Source organism: Streptomyces sp. NPDC041129 (genome assembly GCF_055592265.1).
In genome coordinates this window covers 184,123-199,071 of record NZ_JBVIYV010000008.1, presented here as the reverse complement: position 1 = coordinate 199,071, position 14,949 = coordinate 184,123, and the positions used below count along the sequence as shown (strand labels likewise).

Here is a 14,949-nt window from a genome sequence, read left to right as displayed (position 1 = left end):
CCAGGACCGAAATGGCCGCGCGCCGTAGCGTGTTCACATGAGCATGAACGGTGGGCGGGACGGCGGGCGACGGCTGGTGGTGATCGGCGGCGACGCCGCGGGGATGTCCGCGGCGTCGCAGGCGCGCCGGATGTCGGGCCCGGACGAACTGGAGATCGTGGCCTTCGAACGGGGCCATTTCAGCTCCTACTCGGCGTGCGGGATCCCGTACTGGGTGGGCGGTGACGTGGCCGAACGCGATCAGCTCATCGCACGCACCCCGGCGGAGCACCTCGCGCGCGGCATCGACCTGCGGATGCGCACCGAGGTCGTCGAGATCGACGTGGCCGGGCAGCGGGTACGCGCGCGTGACGTCGATTCCGGCGCGGAGTCGTGGACGTCCTACGACGGGCTGGTCATCGCGACCGGTGCCCGTCCGGTCCGCCCCGACATCGTGGGCGTGGACGCTCCCGGCGTGCACGGGGTGCAGACCCTGGACGACGGCGAGGCGCTGCTGGACTCGCTGGAGCGGGCGCCCGGCCGTCGCGCGGTGGTCGTGGGCGCCGGCTACATCGGCGTCGAGATGGCCGAGGCGCTGATCAACCGTGACTTCGAGGTGACGGTCGTCAACCGCGGCAAGGAGCCCATGTCGACCCTGGACCCGGACATGGGCCGCATGGTGCACGGGGCCATGGAGGGCCTCGGTATCACCATGGTGAACGACGCCGAGGTGACCAAGCTGCTCACCGGCGAGGACGGCCGGATCCGCGCGGTGGCCACCGAGGGCGCCGAGTACCCGGCGGACGTCGTGGTCCTGGGCATCGGTGTGCGCCCGGAGACCTCGCTCGCCCGCGCGGCGGGACTGCCCCTCGGCGCCCACGGCGGCCTGCTCACCGACCTCGCGATGCGGGTGCGCGGCCACGAGAACATCTGGGCGGGCGGCGACTGCGTCGAGGTGCTGAACCTGGTCTCCGGGCAGGAGCAGTACATTCCGCTGGGCACACACGCCAACAAGCACGGCCAGGTCATCGGCACCAACGCGGGCGGCGGTTACGCCACCTTCCCGGGTGTGGTGGGCACGGCGGTCAGCAAGGTCTGCGACCTGGAGATCGCGCGTACCGGCCTGCGCGAGAAGGACGCCCACCGGGCGGGCCTGCGGTTCGAAACGGTCACCATCGAGTCGACCAGCCGGGCCGGCTACTACCCCGGCGCCTCCCCGATGACGGTGAAGATGCTCGCCGAGCGCGGCACGGGCCGGCTGCTCGGCGTCCAGATCGTCGGCAGGGAGGGCGCGGGCAAGCGGGTCGACATCGCGGCGGTGGCGCTGACCGCGCAGATGACGGTGCAGCAGATGACGGCCCTGGACCTCGGGTACGCCCCGCCCTTCTCACCGGTGTGGGACCCGGTCCTGGTGGCGGCCAGAAAGGCGTCGGCGAAGGTGCGGGACGGTCAGCGGTAGGCGGCGGGCGGTTCAGGCCGTCGTGCTGATCCGCGGCAGGGAGGTGACGCCCCCGCCGGCCGTCACGGCCGCGGGCTGCTCCCCCGCGGGTTTGGCGTGCGAGGCGGACGGCCGGGTGGACCGCAGCCGGTAGCTCACCGCCTCGTCCAGCGTCACCGGCCGCTGCATCTGCGCCGCCAGCCGCCCGGCCTCCTGACCGAGCCGGGCGACGTCCTCCCAGGGGATCCGTATCACCAAGGACAGCTCGGCCTCGCCGTCGGGCAGCGCCTGCATCGCCGTCACCTGTGGAGCGTTCGCACTCATCGCCTGATCCTCACGTCGGTTGAGAGGAGATACGCGTGCCCGCCCGCCGGCGTTCACCGATTCACCCGCCGTATCCCGGGCAGTACTTCTGTGTGGTCATCCCCGTCCATGACGTGAACCCGGCGCGCCGCACCCCGTACGTGACGTACGCCCTCGTCGCCGCCAACGTCCTCGTCTTCCTCGTGACTCCCGGCACCGTCGGCTCCCTGCCGGGTTCGGGCGAACTGGCGCGGCTCTGCCATCTGCAGGCCTTCATGGACCACTACGCGGCGGTTCCCAGAGAGCTGATCGGTCATCGGATGCCCCGGGTGGTCCCGACCGGCGGCGTGGGCGTGGGCCCGCACGGTCCGGGCTGTGTGGTGGCGCCGCCCGCCTACGACAAGTCCCCGGCGCTGTCGGTGTTCACGGCGATGTTCCTGCACGGCGGCTGGCTGCACCTGCTGGGCAACATGCTGTTCCTGCTGATCTTCGGCAACAACGTCGAGGACCGGATGGGCCACATCCGGTTCTTCCTCTTCTACGTCTTCTGCGGCTACGCGGCCGGTTACGGCTTCGCGCTGCTCAACGCCACCTCCGGCGACCCGCTGATCGGCGCGTCCGGCGCGATCGCCGGTGTGCTGGGCGCCTACCTGGTGCTGTATCCGAGGGCGCGGGTCTGGGTGCTGGTGCCGTTCCTGATCTTCCTGCCGCTGCGGCTGCCCGCCTGGCTGGTGCTGGGCTTCTGGTTCGGGCTGCAGGCGGTGTACTCCTCCGGGCACGGTGTGTCCGGCGCGGGGACCGTTGCCTACTCGGCCCACGTGGTCGGCTTCGTGGTGGGCATGCTGCTGGCCTGGCCGCTCAAGCCGGGCACCCCGCCACCGCCGGAGCCGCGCCGCCTGGTGTTCGGCAGGCAGGCACGACCCCGTCAGGTGTGGTGAGCGGCGGGTGCGCGGTGCGCGTGCGGTGAGCGGCTCCGCTCAGCGGGCGGTGCGGGTGTGGACGTACTCCACGAGCCGGGTCAGCGCGTCCGGGTCGGTGTTCGGCATGACACCGTGGCCGAGGTTGAAGACATGGCCCTCGAGGCCGGCGGCCGCGTCGAGCACCTCGCCGGCCCGGGCCTCGACGGTGTCCTTGTCGGTGAACAGCACCGTCGGGTCCAGGTTGCCCTGGAGCGCCTTGCCGGGGCCGACGCGGCGCACGGCCTCGTCCAGCGGGACGCGCCAGTCGACGCCGACCACGTCGGCGCCGGCCTCGCCCATCAGCCCCAGCAGCTCTCCGGTGCCGACGCCGAAGTGGATGCGCGGGACGCCGTACCCGGCGACGGCGTCGAACACCTTCGCCGAGGCGGGCATGACCGACCTCCGGTAGTCGGCCGGGGCCAGCGCGCCGACCCAGGAGTCGAAGAGCTGGACCGCCGAGGCGCCCGCCTCGATCTGCACCTTCAGGAACGCGGCCGTGATGTCTGCGAGGCGGTCCAGCAGATCGGCCCAGAGCTGCGGGTCGCCGTACATCATCGCCTTGGCGTTCTCGTACGTGCGCGACGGGCCGCCCTCGACCAGGTAGCTCGCCAGGGTGAACGGCGCCCCGGCGAAGCCGATCAGCGGGGTCCCGCCCAGCTCCCGGGTGAGCAGGCCGATCGCCTCGGTGACGTAGGAGACGTCCTCGGGCGTCAGGTCGCGCAGCCGGGCCAGGTCGGCGCGGGTGCGGACGGGCTGCTCCACGACCGGGCCGACGCCGGGCTTGATGTCCAGGTCGAGGCCGATGGCCTTGAGCGGGACGACGATGTCGCTGAAGAAGATCGCCGCGTCCACGTTGTGCCGGCGCACCGGCTGCAGCGTGATCTCGGTGACCAGCTCGGGCCGCATGCAGGACTCGAGCATCGGGACGCCCTCGCGCACCTTGCGGTACTCGGGCAGCGAGCGGCCGGCCTGGCGCATGAACCACACGGGGGTGTGCGGCACGGGTTCACGCCTGCACGCCTTGAGGAAGGCGCTGTCGTACGTAGCGGTCGGCTGCTTGCCCGTGGGGCTTGGGTTGGCACTCACGTCGGCAAGTCTCGCACGGCCGCGAAGCGAGAAGTGCGGCCGCCCTCAGGGGTGTCCTCCCTGCACCGGAGCGCTGTTCCCCTTACTCTTCCCCGCATGGCTGCGGCTCAGGGACGATCGTCGGACGGCGCTGACGGAATGGACGACGCGAAGGACTCCGCTCAGGCGGAGGGCCGGACGGGCACGGCGGCGCCGCCGGCGTTCCGGGCCGCGGTCGACGCGCTGCGCACCGCGCGGCTGCGGCCGCAGATCGAGGTGGAGCCGACGCCCGCCCCGCAGCGGCTCGCGCCGTTCGCGTACGCGCTGGAGGCCGCGGTGGTCGACGGCGACGAGGACCTGGCCGACGGCCGGCTGGTGCTGCTGCACGACCCGGCCGGGCACGACGCCTGGCACGGCACCTTCCGGCTGGTGACGCTGGTGCGCGCGGAGCTGGAGCCGGAGATGGCGGCCGATCCGCTGCTGCCCGAGGTGTGCTGGTCGTGGCTGACCGGGGCGCTGCAGGCGCGCGGGCTGACGTACGGCGAGCCGAGCGGCACCGTCACGCGCGCGAGTTCGCACTACTTCGGCGGGCTGTCCGCGCGCCCGGCCGCCTCCCAGATCGAGATCCGCGCCTCCTGGACGCCGCGCGAGGGCCTCGGCGGGGTGCCGGACACCGCCGCGCACCTGGCCTCGTGGTGCGATCTGCTGGCCCAGGTCGGCGGGCTTCCGCCGGCCGGTCCGGGCGACGCCTCGGTGGTGACCCTGCCGCAGCGCAGGGGGCCGCAGTCACGGTGACCTGAGCACCGGCCGTACCAAATTCATCCTCTTGGGCGCCGTATTGACTCTCTCTTTGTCGATACGGCCACTTTCTGTACTCGAATCGAATCTGCTCGAACCGATTCGATCTTCGGATGATCGATCACATGTCCGAATTGAACGGATTGTTACTCACTAGATCGTGATCATTCTCTAAAGGCGCACGGCTTTGCTGCCGAAGACGACTGTGACCCTGAAAGCACGTTTCGTCCCGGCTTCCTCCCCACAAGCCGGCCCCGTCCCCCCACCCAGGAGGCCTGGTGTCCGTTCTCCTCGAGCAGCCCGCAAGCCTGGTCGCCTACCGCCCGAACAAGCCGACCGCCATGGTGGTCGTGGCCGACCCGCGCGTCCGTTCCACCGTCACCCGCCATCTGTGGGCCCTCGGTGTGCGCGACGTCATCGAGGCCTCGTCCGTCGCGGAGGCTCGTCCCCGCATCGGCAACCCCCGCGACATCTGCGTCGCCGACGTCCACCTGCCCGACGGCTCCGGCCTGACCCTGCTGTCCGAGACCCGCGCCGCGGGCTGGCCCAACGGGCTTGCCCTCTCGGCCGCCGACGACATCGGCGCCGTCCGCAACGCCCTCGCGGGCGGGGTCAAGGGCTACGTCGTCACCGGAACCCGAACCAACATCGGCCTCCCCAGCCGGCCCGGCGCCGCTCCCCTCGGTGCCGCCACCCGTATGCACCGCCGCCCCCCGGGTGCCCCGAGCCACCCGGGCGGCTACCGCGAACTGTCCGGACGGGAGGTCGAGGTGCTCCGCCTGGTCGCCGAAGGCCAGTCCAACAAGGCGATCGGCGTCTCGATGGGCCTGTCCGCACTGACCGTGAAGAGCCACCTTGCCCGCATCGCCCGCAAGCTCGGCACCGGCGACCGGGCCGGCATGGTGGCCGTGGCGCTGCGGACCGGCATCATCCACTGACCCCTACCGATTCCTCCGCGCGCCCCGTGAGCGCGTCATCCGTTCACTCATATGAACCGGCAGTTTCACCGGCCTGACTGGTTTACGACCATGCGGCGCCCGTCGACGGAACGTTCCGTCGACGGGCGCCGTCCACACACGGATACCCTTGACAGGTGACCGACGCCCAAGAGACCGCAGCAGACAGTTCCGTGCGCATCACCGGGGGCACTCCTCCGGACGACGCCGGGGCCTCTGTGCTGGGGGCGCCGACTCCGCTGCTCGAACCCCGCGAGGGCATTCCGCCCGTGATCGCCGACGAGGCCGCTCTCGCCGAGGTGATCGCCGCCTTCGCCGCCGGCTCCGGCCCCGTCGCCGTCGACGCCGAGCGTGCTTCCGGCTACCGGTACGGCCAGCGCGCCTACCTGGTGCAGCTCCGTCGTGAGGGCGCGGGCAGCGCGCTCATCGACCCCGTCGCCTGTCCCGACCTCTCCGGTCTCGGCGAGGCACTGACCGGCGTCGAGTGGGTGCTGCACGCCGCCACCCAGGACCTGCCCTGCCTGCGGGAGATAGGCATGGTCCCGACCCGGCTGTTCGACACCGAGCTGGCCGGCCGGCTCGCCGGGTTCCCCCGGGTCGGCCTCGGCGCCATGGTCGAGGGCGTGCTCGGTTTCGTCCTGGAGAAGGGCCACTCCGCCGTCGACTGGTCGACCCGGCCGCTGCCCGAGCCCTGGCTGCGCTACGCCGCCCTGGACGTCGAGCTCCTCGTGGACCTGCGGGACGCCCTGGAGAAGGAGCTGGACCGGCAGGGCAAGCTCGACTGGGCGCTCCAGGAGTTCGGGGCGATCGCGGCGGCGCCCCCCGCCGAGCCCCGCAAGGACCCCTGGCGCCGTACGTCGGGGATGCACAAGGTGCGGCGTCGCCGGCAGCTCGCCGTCGTACGCGAGCTGTGGCAGACGCGAGACAGGATCGCCCAGCGGCGGGACGTGTCACCGGGCAAGGTGCTGTCGGACGCGGCCATCGTGGAGGCCGCGCTCTCGCTCCCGGCCAACGTGCACGCGCTGGCCGCGCTGAACGGGTTCGGGCACCGGGTGGGGCGCCGGCAGCTCGAGCAGTGGCAGTCGGCGGTCGACCGGGCCAAGGCGCTGCCCGAAGCCCAGTTGCCCCAGCCGGGTCAGCCGGTCACCGGACCGCCGCCGCCGCGGGCGTGGGCCGACAAGGACCCCGCCGCGGCGGCCCGGCTCTCGGCCGCGCGCGCGGGGGTGTCGGCGCTGGCCGAGCAGCTCAACATGCCCCAGGAGAACCTGGTCTCCCCCGACACCGTGCGGCGGGTGTGCTGGGAGCCGCCGGCGTCGGTGGGCGCCGGGCCGGTGGCGGACGCGCTGGCCGGATACGGCGCGCGGCCCTGGCAGATCGAGCAGGTGACACCCGTGCTGGTCGCGGCGCTGTCGGGCGCGAGCGCCTGAGCCCGCTCACCCGGTCGCACCACGCGTGACCCCAGGGGTGTCGATATCACGCCAAGATCCTGGGACGGCGTACCGAGGAAGGGGGTGCGGAAATCGTCGCCGACGATTTCCGCACCCCCTTCCCCTTCCTCCCTTTCCCCGTTCCCGCTGAGCGGCCACCACCACGAGGGGCCGACGGCCCCTCCGGTGTGACGTTCGCCGCTCCGGCCGGGGGGAGGGCTGGGCAGTCACGTTACTCACAAGTAGCATGGCCCGTAAGCAAGCGCTCAGCATCCCGCACCTGGAGGAGAGCCATCGTGCCTCGTACCGTCAGGGACGTCGTCTTCGTCGACGGCGTCCGCACCCCGTTCGGCAAGGCGGGCCCGAAGGGCATCTACCACGAGACCCGCGCCGACGACCTCGTCGTCAAGGCGATCCGGGAGCTGCTGCGCCGCAACCCGGGCCTGGACCCGAAGAAGATCGACGAGGTCGCCATCGCGGCGACCACCCAGATCGGTGACCAGGGTCTGACCCTCGGCCGCACGGCCGGCATCCTCGCGGGCCTGCCGCAGTCCGTCCCCGGCTACTCGATCGACCGCATGTGCGCCGGCGCCCTGACCGCCGTGACCGCCACCGCCGGTTCGATCGCGTTCGGCGCCTACGACGCCGTCATCGCCGGTGGCGTCGAGCACATGGGCCGCCACCCGATGGGCGAGGGCGTGGACCCGAACCCGCGCTTCGTCTCCGAGAAGCTGGTCGACGAGTCGGCGCTGTTCATGGGCATGACCGCCGAGAACCTGCACGACCGCTACCCGCAGATCACCAAGCGGCGCGCCGACGAGTACGCCGTGCGCTCGCAGGAGAAGGCCGCCAAGGCGTACGCCAACGGCAAGATCCAGCAGGACCTGGTGCCGATCTCGGTGCGCCGGACGAGCCCCGATGGCGGCGAGACGGGCTGGGGCCTGGTCACGGCTGACGAGCCGATGCGCCCGGGCACCACGCTGGAGAACCTGCAGGGCCTGAAGACCCCCTTCCGCGTGCACGGCCGGGTCACCGCCGGCAACGCGGCCGGCCTGAACGACGGCGCCACCGCGTCGATTCTCGCGAGCGAGGACTTCGCGCGCGAGAACGGCCTGCCGGTCAAGATGCGCCTGGTCTCCTACGCCTTCGCCGGCGTCGAGCCCGAGGTGATGGGCTACGGCCCGATCCCGGCCACGGAGAAGGCCCTCGCCAAGGCGGGTCTGTCCATCTCCGACATCGGTCTGTTCGAGATCAACGAGGCCTTCGCCGTCCAGGTGCTGGCCCTCCTCGACCACTACGGCATCGCGGACGACGACGCGCGCGTCAACCAGTACGGCGGCGCGATCGCCTACGGTCACCCGCTCGCCTCCTCCGGCGTCCGTCTGATGACGCAGCTGGCCCGCCAGTTCGAGGAGCAGCCCGAGGTCCGCTACGGCCTCACCACCATGTGCGTCGGCTTCGGCATGGGCGCGACGGTCATCTGGGAGAACCCGCACTTTGACGGAGGCGACAAGTGAGCACCACCGCTGAACTCCTTAAGGGCGCGGCCGAGCTGTTCCCGGACGAGGTCGTCACGCAGGCGCACGTACGCCACTTCGACCTGCCGTTCGGGGCCGGGCGCTTCGCGCTCATCACCCTGGACAACGGCCTGGACCACACCAAGCCGACCACCTTCGGCCCGCAGTCGCTCGCGAACCTGAACGCCGCGATCGACCAGGTGGAGAAGGAGGCCGCGGACGGCGAGATCGTCGGCGCCGGCGTCACCGGCAAGCCGTTCATCTTCGCGGTCGGCGCCGACCTCAAGGGCGTGGAGCTGCTCAAGCAGCACGACCACGCGCTGGCCATCGGCAAGGGCGGTCACGAGGTCTTCAAGCGCCTCGCGAAGCTGGCCGTGCCCACCTTCGCCTACTACAACGGCGCGGCGATGGGCGGCGGCGTCGAGGTCGGCCTGCACTGCACCTACCGCACGGTGTCGAAGGCCATCCCGGCGTTCTCCCTGCCCGAGGTCTTCCTGGGCCTGGTTCCGGGCTGGGGCGGCTGCACGCTGCTGCCGAACCTGATCGGCGCCGACAAGGCCGTCTCGGTCATCATCGAGAACAGCCTCAACCAGAACAAGCAGCTCAAGGGCAAGCAGGTCTTCGAACTGGGCATCGCCGACGCCCTCTTCGAGGGTGCCGACTTCCTGGAGCAGTCGCTGCTGTGGACCGCCCAGGTCCTCAAGGGCGACATCGAGGTCGAGCGCCCGGCGATCGACCGCGGCGAGGCCTGGGACCAGGCCGTCGCGCGCGGCCGGTTCATCGCGGACGGCAAGGTGCACGGCGCGGCCCCGGCCGCCTACCGTGCCCTGGACATCATCGCGGCCGCCAAGAACGGCGACCTGCAGCAGGGTTACGACGCCGAGGACCAGGCCCTCGCCGACCTGATCATGGGTGGCGAACTGCGCTCCGGCATCTACGCGTTCAACCTCGTCCAGAAGCGCGGCAAGCGTCCCGCCGGCGCCCCGGACAAGAACCTGGCCCGCCCGGTCACCAAGGTCGGTGTCGTCGGCGCCGGTCTGATGGCCTCGCAGCTCGCCCTGCTCTTCCTGCGCCGCCTCGAGGTGCCGGTCGTCCTGACCGACATCGACCAGGAGCGCGTCGACAAGGGTGTGGGCTACGTCCACGCCGAGATCGACAAGCTGCTCGGCAAGGGCCGGATCAACCAGGACAAGGCCAACCGCCTCAAGGCGCTGGTGACGGGTGTCCTGGACAAGGCCGAGGGCTTCTCGGACGCCGACTTCATCATCGAGGCCGTGTTCGAGGAGATCGGCGTCAAGCAGCAGGTGTTCGCGGAGGTCGAGGCGGTCGCCCCGGCGCACGCGATCCTCGCCACCAACACGTCCTCGCTGTCGGTGTCGGAGATGGCGTCGAAGCTGAAGCACCCCGAGCGGGTCGTCGGCTTCCACTTCTTCAACCCGGTCGCGATCCTCCCGCTGCTGGAGATCGTCCGCGGCGAGAAGACGGACGACGCCTCGCTGGCGACCGCCTTCTCGGTGGCCAAGAAGCTGAAGAAGACGGCGGTTCTGGTGAAGGACGCCCCGGCGTTCGTCGTGAACCGCATCCTCACCCGCTTCATGGGCGAGATCCAGAACGTCATCGACGAGGGCACCCCGGTCGAGGTCGCGGAGAAGGCGGTGGAGCCCCTGGGCCTGCCGATGTCCCCGCTGGTCCTGCTCGAACTGGTCGGCCCGGCGATCGGCCTGCACGTCTCGGAGACCCTCAACCGGGCCTTCCCGGACCGCTTCACGGTCTCCCCGAACCTCGCGGCCGTCGTGAAGGCGGGCAAGCGCGGCTTCTACGTCTACGACAGCGGCAAGCCGGAGCTGGACCCGGAGGTCGCCGCGCTGCTGAAGCAGGGCGACACCGTCCTGACCGAGGAGCAGGTCCGCGACCGCGTCCTGGACGCGGTGGCCCAGGAGATCGGCCTGATGCTCGACGAGGGCGTCGTCGCCGAGGCCCAGGACATCGACCTCTGCCTGATCACGGGCGCCGGCTGGCCCTTCCACCTGGGCGGCATCACGCCGTACCTGGACCGCGAGGGTGTCTCCGAGCGGGTGAACGGCAAGCGGTTCCTGGAGGCGGGCGTGGCGAGCGTGCCCGCGTAAGCGCTCCCGTTCGGGAAGCCTGAGAGGTGTGGGGCGACCGCGGACCGGCTGAGACCGGTCACGCTGTCGCCCCACACCTCTTTCGTCGCCGCGACCGGTGAGGCAGCGGGCCTACACGTCCGATGCCGCGAGTTCCGCGATCGCGGCCGTCGCGCGGGCGCAGTTGTCGCGGTCCTCGAAGGCGAAGAACGCACGCGCCCGGTAGTCGTACTCCCGCTCGCGCACACACCCGTTGCCGAGGTAGCGGATCACCTCGTTCACCACTTCCTCGACGTTGCCGCACACGGGACCGAACCCGTCGTGCGCCGCCTCGAAGTACCCCTTCCTGGCGTGCTTCGCCCAGTACTCGTCCGGGTCGAACCGGGCGTAGACGAGCGGCGTGCCGAGATAGGCCATGTCGAAGTGGACCGAGGACCAGTCGGTGATGAAGAGGTCGCACTGGCGCAGGGCCGTCTGCACGCTGGTCTTCGTCTGGTCCAGGCGTTGCACCCGGGGGTGGTCCGGTACGACCCCGTCGACCATGTTCCGCATCTCGTAGTGCGGAAGGAAGTCGAGCACGTAGTCGTAGTGCTCCAGCGCCTCCATCAGCTTCGGGTGACCCAGCAACCGCACCAGGAACTCCCGGTACGTCGACTCCCGGAAGATCTCGTCGACCGCGTCCTGGTCGGCACCCTCCTGCTGGAGGTAGGAGGGGATGGTCAGGTACTTGCGCCAGGTGGGCATCAGCAGGACCCGCCGTCGGCCCCGGTCCGGCTGCAGCGCGTCGAACCGCGGGAAGCCAAGCGCCTTGGCCCGGTCCCCGTAGTGCATGTGCTCGGAGAAGTACTGGGCCTCCCGGTCACTGGTCGCGAACACCAGGTCCACACCGGTCCGGTTGCGGTGCAGGGCCTTGCTGCCGTCCTCGTCGGTGACGCCGTGCTGGAGGAAGACCCGCCGGGCCCCCACCCGCCAGTTGAGGTGCTTGAGGTACTGCGTGCGGTCCCAGCCGTCGGGGAGCATGTACGAGTCGATGTCGTAGGCGTTGACGAGCAGTGACGCGTGCAGCATGAGCAGCTTGTGCTTCCAGGAACTGTGCGCCACCACGTTCCCCAGGCGCTTCAGCTTCGCCCGGTCCGCGCTGCCCTTGTCGATGACGTAGTAGGCCTTGCGGCGGCGCTCGTGCGTGCGCAGATAGGTGAACAGGTGCAGGCTGTTGTCCTGCGCGGTGTCCTTGCGCTCGCCGATCAGCCAGATCTCCTTGCGGCGGAAGAACCTGAGCGTGGCCCGCCGGATGGCGCGGGCACGCCAGAAGGGGGCCTTTCGCTTCTTCTGGTCGTCGTCCATGCCCTCGAGGAACTTCTCCCAGGCCCGGTCGCCGGCCCGGCCCCGCGCCTCCTGGACCACCAGCACCACGTTGTCCTTCCCCTTCGACAGCGGAAGGACCCACCGGTCCGCGACCTTCATCGGGCGGGCGCCGCGCAGCATCGCGGTGGTGGTCATGCAGGAACGCGAGACATCACGGCCGGAGGTGCAGAACACCAGCTTCAGCGGGAACTCGCCGTCCTTGAGGGCGTCTGCCGGAACGACCGCCTCGAAACCGCCCCAGGCGAGATCGTCTCGCGTGGCCACCAGGTCACTGCGCCACACCTGCCGCGCGGTCACCAGCTGACCGCTCTTCTCCACCCACAGCTGCAGGGGGTTGCGCATGGGCCGGCTCATCGGGAACCCGTTGAGCACGAACCGGCCGGCGACGAGGATCCCGCCGGACCCCGGATCCGCCTGGATCCGTTCCACGTGCACGCTGGTGGAGGAGACCTTCGTCAGCGGGAGCAGCGCGCTCGGCACCGTGATGTCGAGGTAGAGGTCTCCACCCCGTCCGTACAGGCCGCTGATCTCCTCCTCGGGGCGCGCGAACAGCTCGTAGAGGTTCATGTACATCGCCAGGAACGGCACCCGGTGGCGGGTGTCGTGGGTGGAGGCCAGGACCGCGTCGGGCGGCACCTGCGTGAAGACGGCGCGGGCCCGGTAGAAGAGCCTGAGCAGTTCCTCCTCCGGCAGGACCTGCGGCGCGCGAAGGGCGAAACCCTGGTAGCTGCGCACCAGGAACCGGTTGAGGACCTCCTGCCGGTGGCCGGAGAGGCGGGGGCGGAGCGTCATCAGGTACTCCTCCAGGAGGAGGTGGTCCCAGTAGTTCTCCGTGCGCTCCCACAGCTTGTCCATGGTGGAGTCCGCGGTGGCGCGCTTGCGGTACCGGTAGACCGTGTTCGGCACCATCGCGATGCGGTCGGCGAGCAGCATGGCGGGAACCGAGAAGAACGCGTCCTCGAAGTGCACTCCTTCGCGGAACCGGATGTCGTTCGCGCGGATGAACTCGACGTCGAAGAGCTTGTGGCAGGCGCTTCCGCCGTGAATCATCTCCGGGATGTTCTCGATTCCGGGATGCACCTGGACGTGCTTCGCGAAATAGCGGAGCCAGGGCCAGTTGGTCTCCTCGGGGAATGTCTCCATCCGCCCGATGGTGAGCGGCACACGCTCCTTGACCGCGGTTCGCCACATGGTTTCCAGGGCGTCCTCGGGCAGTACGTCGTCGGAGTCGCAGAACGTGACGTAGCGGGCGCTGACCAGTTCCAGTCCCGCGTTCCTCGCCCCGCCGGCCTTTCCCTCGGGATGCACGAGCGCCCATACGTTCTGATGCAGCGCCGCGAAATCCGCGGCGATCGCGGGCGAGTTGTCGCCACTGCCGTTGTCGACCAGGATCACCTGGCAGCGGCTGAAGATCGTCTGCCGCGCCAGCGAGTCGAGGCACTCCTGGAGGTATCTCTCCACGTTGAAGATGGGCACGACGACGGCGACGTCGTAGAGGGGATCGAACACGTATGACTCCTGTTTTCTGCCGCATACCCCATTTCTGGAGCGGACCCTGATCAGTGCTGGGTGGACTCGATGACGAGCCGGGCGTTCCCGTCGTCGGCGGTGATGCGCGCGAGGCCGTGGAGTCCGTTGCCGCCCGGTTGCTGGGCCAGCGCCGGGGAGACGGCGCAGGGGCGCGAGACGTCCCTCCCCCGGGTGCACAACACCAGACGCACGGGGAAGGAGCCGGCCGGGAACTCGCGGGGGTCGATGGTGACGCTGAAGACGGCTCCCGCCTCGCCCGGCAGGCCGTGCGCCTGGCCGTGGTTCACCGCGGGCAGCGTCTTGCCGCTCCGCTCGAACCAGACCTGCAGTTCCAGCTTGGCCAGCAGTTCGTCGGGGAAGCCGTTGAGCGAGAACCGGCCGTGGATCACCGCCGTGCCGCCCTCGCCGGCGGAGACTCCCTCGATCCGGGCCGGGACCGACGTGACCTTGGTGAGCGGCAGCCCCCAGGACGTTCCCGGATAGTCGACGTGGAGGTCCCCCTCGCGGCCGAAGACCGAGCCGAGGACGGAAGCAGGACGGTAGAAGAGGTCGAAGTCCCCGAAGTGCAGCGCGAGGTAGGGAATGCGGTGCCTGGTGTCGTTCGTGCTGCGGACGAACTGCTCCGAGGTGATCCCCCAGTACAGCGTGCGGCAGCGCTCGAAGAGCTGCCGGCAGTCGGCTTCGCCGAAGACCCGCGGCGCCCTCAGCAGGAAGCCCTGCATGCTGCGGATGAGGAACCGCTCCAGTGTCTCCTGCTCGTACGGCGTGAGTCCCTGACGCATGCCCGCGAGGTACTCCAGCATCACCAACTGGTCGGCGTAGTTCTGCGGGAGGTCCCAGATTGTGTCCATGACGGAGGTGCCGTCGCCACGCCTGCGGTACTCGTAGACGGGCGCGTCGACCAGCGCGATGCGCTCCGACAGCAGCAGCGCGGGCAGCGAGACGTAGGCATCCTCGAAGGCGGTGCCGGTACCGAACCGGATGCCCTGGGAGCGCAGCAGGTCCAGGTCGAAGATCTTGTTCCAGCAGGAGGCCGAGTGGATCAGGTCAGGGATGTCGACGACGCTGCCCACCGTCTTGACGTTCTTGCCGAAGTACTTGTGCCACGGCGCCTTGACCGGCTTCGGGACATGCTTCTCGCGGCCCACGACGACCGTGGCCCTGGTCTTGACGATGGTGTTCCGGAGCACCTCGAGTGACCGCTCGGGCACGGTGTCGTCGGCGTCCCAGAAGACGATGTACGGCGTTGTGGCCATGTCCATGCCCATATTGCGCGCGTCGCCGGCCCGGCCCTGAGGCTGCGAGACCAGGTCGACGTGGGGGTGCCGGTCGGCGAACTCACTCGCGATCGCCACCGACTGATCACTGCTGCCGTTGTCGACGAGAATCACATGGGCACGCTCGAAGGCCGTCTGCGCGGCCACCGACCGCAGAAATTCGGCGAAGTAGTTCTGGACGTCCCGGAACGGCACGACGACCGTCACGTCACGGCTGGCTTGGGACATTT

At 70.3% G+C, this 14,949-nt stretch carries 11 protein-coding genes; 7 read left to right on the top strand and 4 right to left on the bottom strand.

The features are described from left to right. Nucleotides 1-37: 37 nt before the first annotated feature. Nucleotides 38-1,438: an FAD-dependent oxidoreductase gene (locus ACZ6B1_RS24855; RefSeq protein WP_468781770.1), complete on the top strand. Its 1,401-nt coding sequence runs from the start codon at nucleotides 38-40 to the stop codon at nucleotides 1,436-1,438. A 12-nt stretch (nucleotides 1,439-1,450) separates the two neighbouring features. On the opposite strand, the gene ACZ6B1_RS24850 is transcribed toward ACZ6B1_RS24855, so the two are convergent. Continuing rightward, complete coding sequence (locus ACZ6B1_RS24850; RefSeq protein ID WP_199213697.1) at nucleotides 1,451-1,711, bottom strand: hypothetical protein; 261 nt, start codon at nucleotides 1,709-1,711, stop codon at nucleotides 1,451-1,453. 122 nt (nucleotides 1,712-1,833) lie between these two features. Here ACZ6B1_RS24850 and ACZ6B1_RS24845 point away from each other — a divergent pair, with 122 nt between their 5' ends. Beyond that, the gene (locus tag ACZ6B1_RS24845) at nucleotides 1,834-2,658 is read left to right on the top strand and encodes a rhomboid family intramembrane serine protease (protein WP_468782099.1); all 825 of its coding nucleotides are present in this window, start codon (nucleotides 1,834-1,836) and stop codon (nucleotides 2,656-2,658) included. Between the two features lie 39 nt (nucleotides 2,659-2,697). Here ACZ6B1_RS24845 and hemE read toward each other — a convergent pair whose 3' ends face one another. Beyond that, the gene (hemE, locus tag ACZ6B1_RS24840) at nucleotides 2,698-3,765 is read right to left on the bottom strand and encodes a uroporphyrinogen decarboxylase (RefSeq protein WP_468781768.1); all 1,068 of its coding nucleotides are present in this window, start codon (nucleotides 3,763-3,765) and stop codon (nucleotides 2,698-2,700) included. Between the two features lie 96 nt (nucleotides 3,766-3,861). Between hemE and ACZ6B1_RS24835 the strand changes: the two genes are divergently transcribed. The 5 genes from ACZ6B1_RS24835 to ACZ6B1_RS24815 all read left to right on the top strand — a co-directional run bounded on the left by ACZ6B1_RS24835 (nucleotide 3,862) and on the right by ACZ6B1_RS24815 (nucleotide 10,568). After that, on the top strand, nucleotides 3,862-4,539 hold the full coding sequence (locus ACZ6B1_RS24835; protein ID WP_468781766.1) for a DUF3000 domain-containing protein: 678 nt from the start codon (nucleotides 3,862-3,864) through the stop codon (nucleotides 4,537-4,539). Nucleotides 4,540-4,820: 281 nt separating this feature from the next. After that, entirely contained in the window at nucleotides 4,821-5,480 is a 660-nt protein-coding gene (locus ACZ6B1_RS24830; RefSeq protein ID WP_468781764.1) for a helix-turn-helix transcriptional regulator, read from the top strand. Between the two features lie 155 nt (nucleotides 5,481-5,635). Then, on the top strand, nucleotides 5,636-6,925 hold the full coding sequence (locus ACZ6B1_RS24825; RefSeq protein ID WP_468781762.1) for a ribonuclease D: 1,290 nt from the start codon (nucleotides 5,636-5,638) through the stop codon (nucleotides 6,923-6,925). Nucleotides 6,926-7,221: 296 nt separating this feature from the next. Next, entirely contained in the window at nucleotides 7,222-8,442 is a 1,221-nt protein-coding gene (locus ACZ6B1_RS24820; protein ID WP_468781760.1) for a thiolase family protein, read from the top strand. After that, nucleotides 8,439-10,568: a 3-hydroxyacyl-CoA dehydrogenase NAD-binding domain-containing protein gene (locus ACZ6B1_RS24815; RefSeq protein WP_468781758.1), complete on the top strand. Its 2,130-nt coding sequence runs from the start codon at nucleotides 8,439-8,441 to the stop codon at nucleotides 10,566-10,568. The genes ACZ6B1_RS24820 and ACZ6B1_RS24815 overlap by 4 nt, the downstream gene beginning before the upstream one ends. A gap of 111 nt (nucleotides 10,569-10,679) precedes the next feature. Here ACZ6B1_RS24815 and ACZ6B1_RS24810 read toward each other — a convergent pair whose 3' ends face one another. Both ACZ6B1_RS24810 and ACZ6B1_RS24805 read right to left on the bottom strand, forming a co-directional pair. Beyond that, nucleotides 10,680-13,421: a bifunctional glycosyltransferase/CDP-glycerol:glycerophosphate glycerophosphotransferase gene (locus ACZ6B1_RS24810; RefSeq protein WP_468781756.1), complete on the bottom strand. Its 2,742-nt coding sequence runs from the start codon at nucleotides 13,419-13,421 to the stop codon at nucleotides 10,680-10,682. Between the two features lie 50 nt (nucleotides 13,422-13,471). After that, on the bottom strand, nucleotides 13,472-14,947 hold the full coding sequence (locus tag ACZ6B1_RS24805; RefSeq protein WP_468781754.1) for a glycosyltransferase family 2 protein: 1,476 nt from the start codon (nucleotides 14,945-14,947) through the stop codon (nucleotides 13,472-13,474). Between the last annotated feature and the right edge of the window lie 2 nt (nucleotides 14,948-14,949).

Coding starts and splice junctions, on each gene's coding strand:
- ACZ6B1_RS24835 (WP_468781766.1), top strand. CDS start 3,862: ATGGCTGCGGCTCAGGGACGATCGTCGGACGGCGCTGACGGAATGGAC.
- ACZ6B1_RS24850 (WP_199213697.1), bottom strand. CDS start 1,711: ATGCAGGCGCTGCCCGACGGCGAGGCCGAGCTGTCCTTGGTGATACGG.
- ACZ6B1_RS24805 (WP_468781754.1), bottom strand. CDS start 14,947: ATGTCCCAAGCCAGCCGTGACGTGACGGTCGTCGTGCCGTTCCGGGAC.
- ACZ6B1_RS24855 (WP_468781770.1), top strand. CDS start 38: ATGAGCATGAACGGTGGGCGGGACGGCGGGCGACGGCTGGTGGTGATC.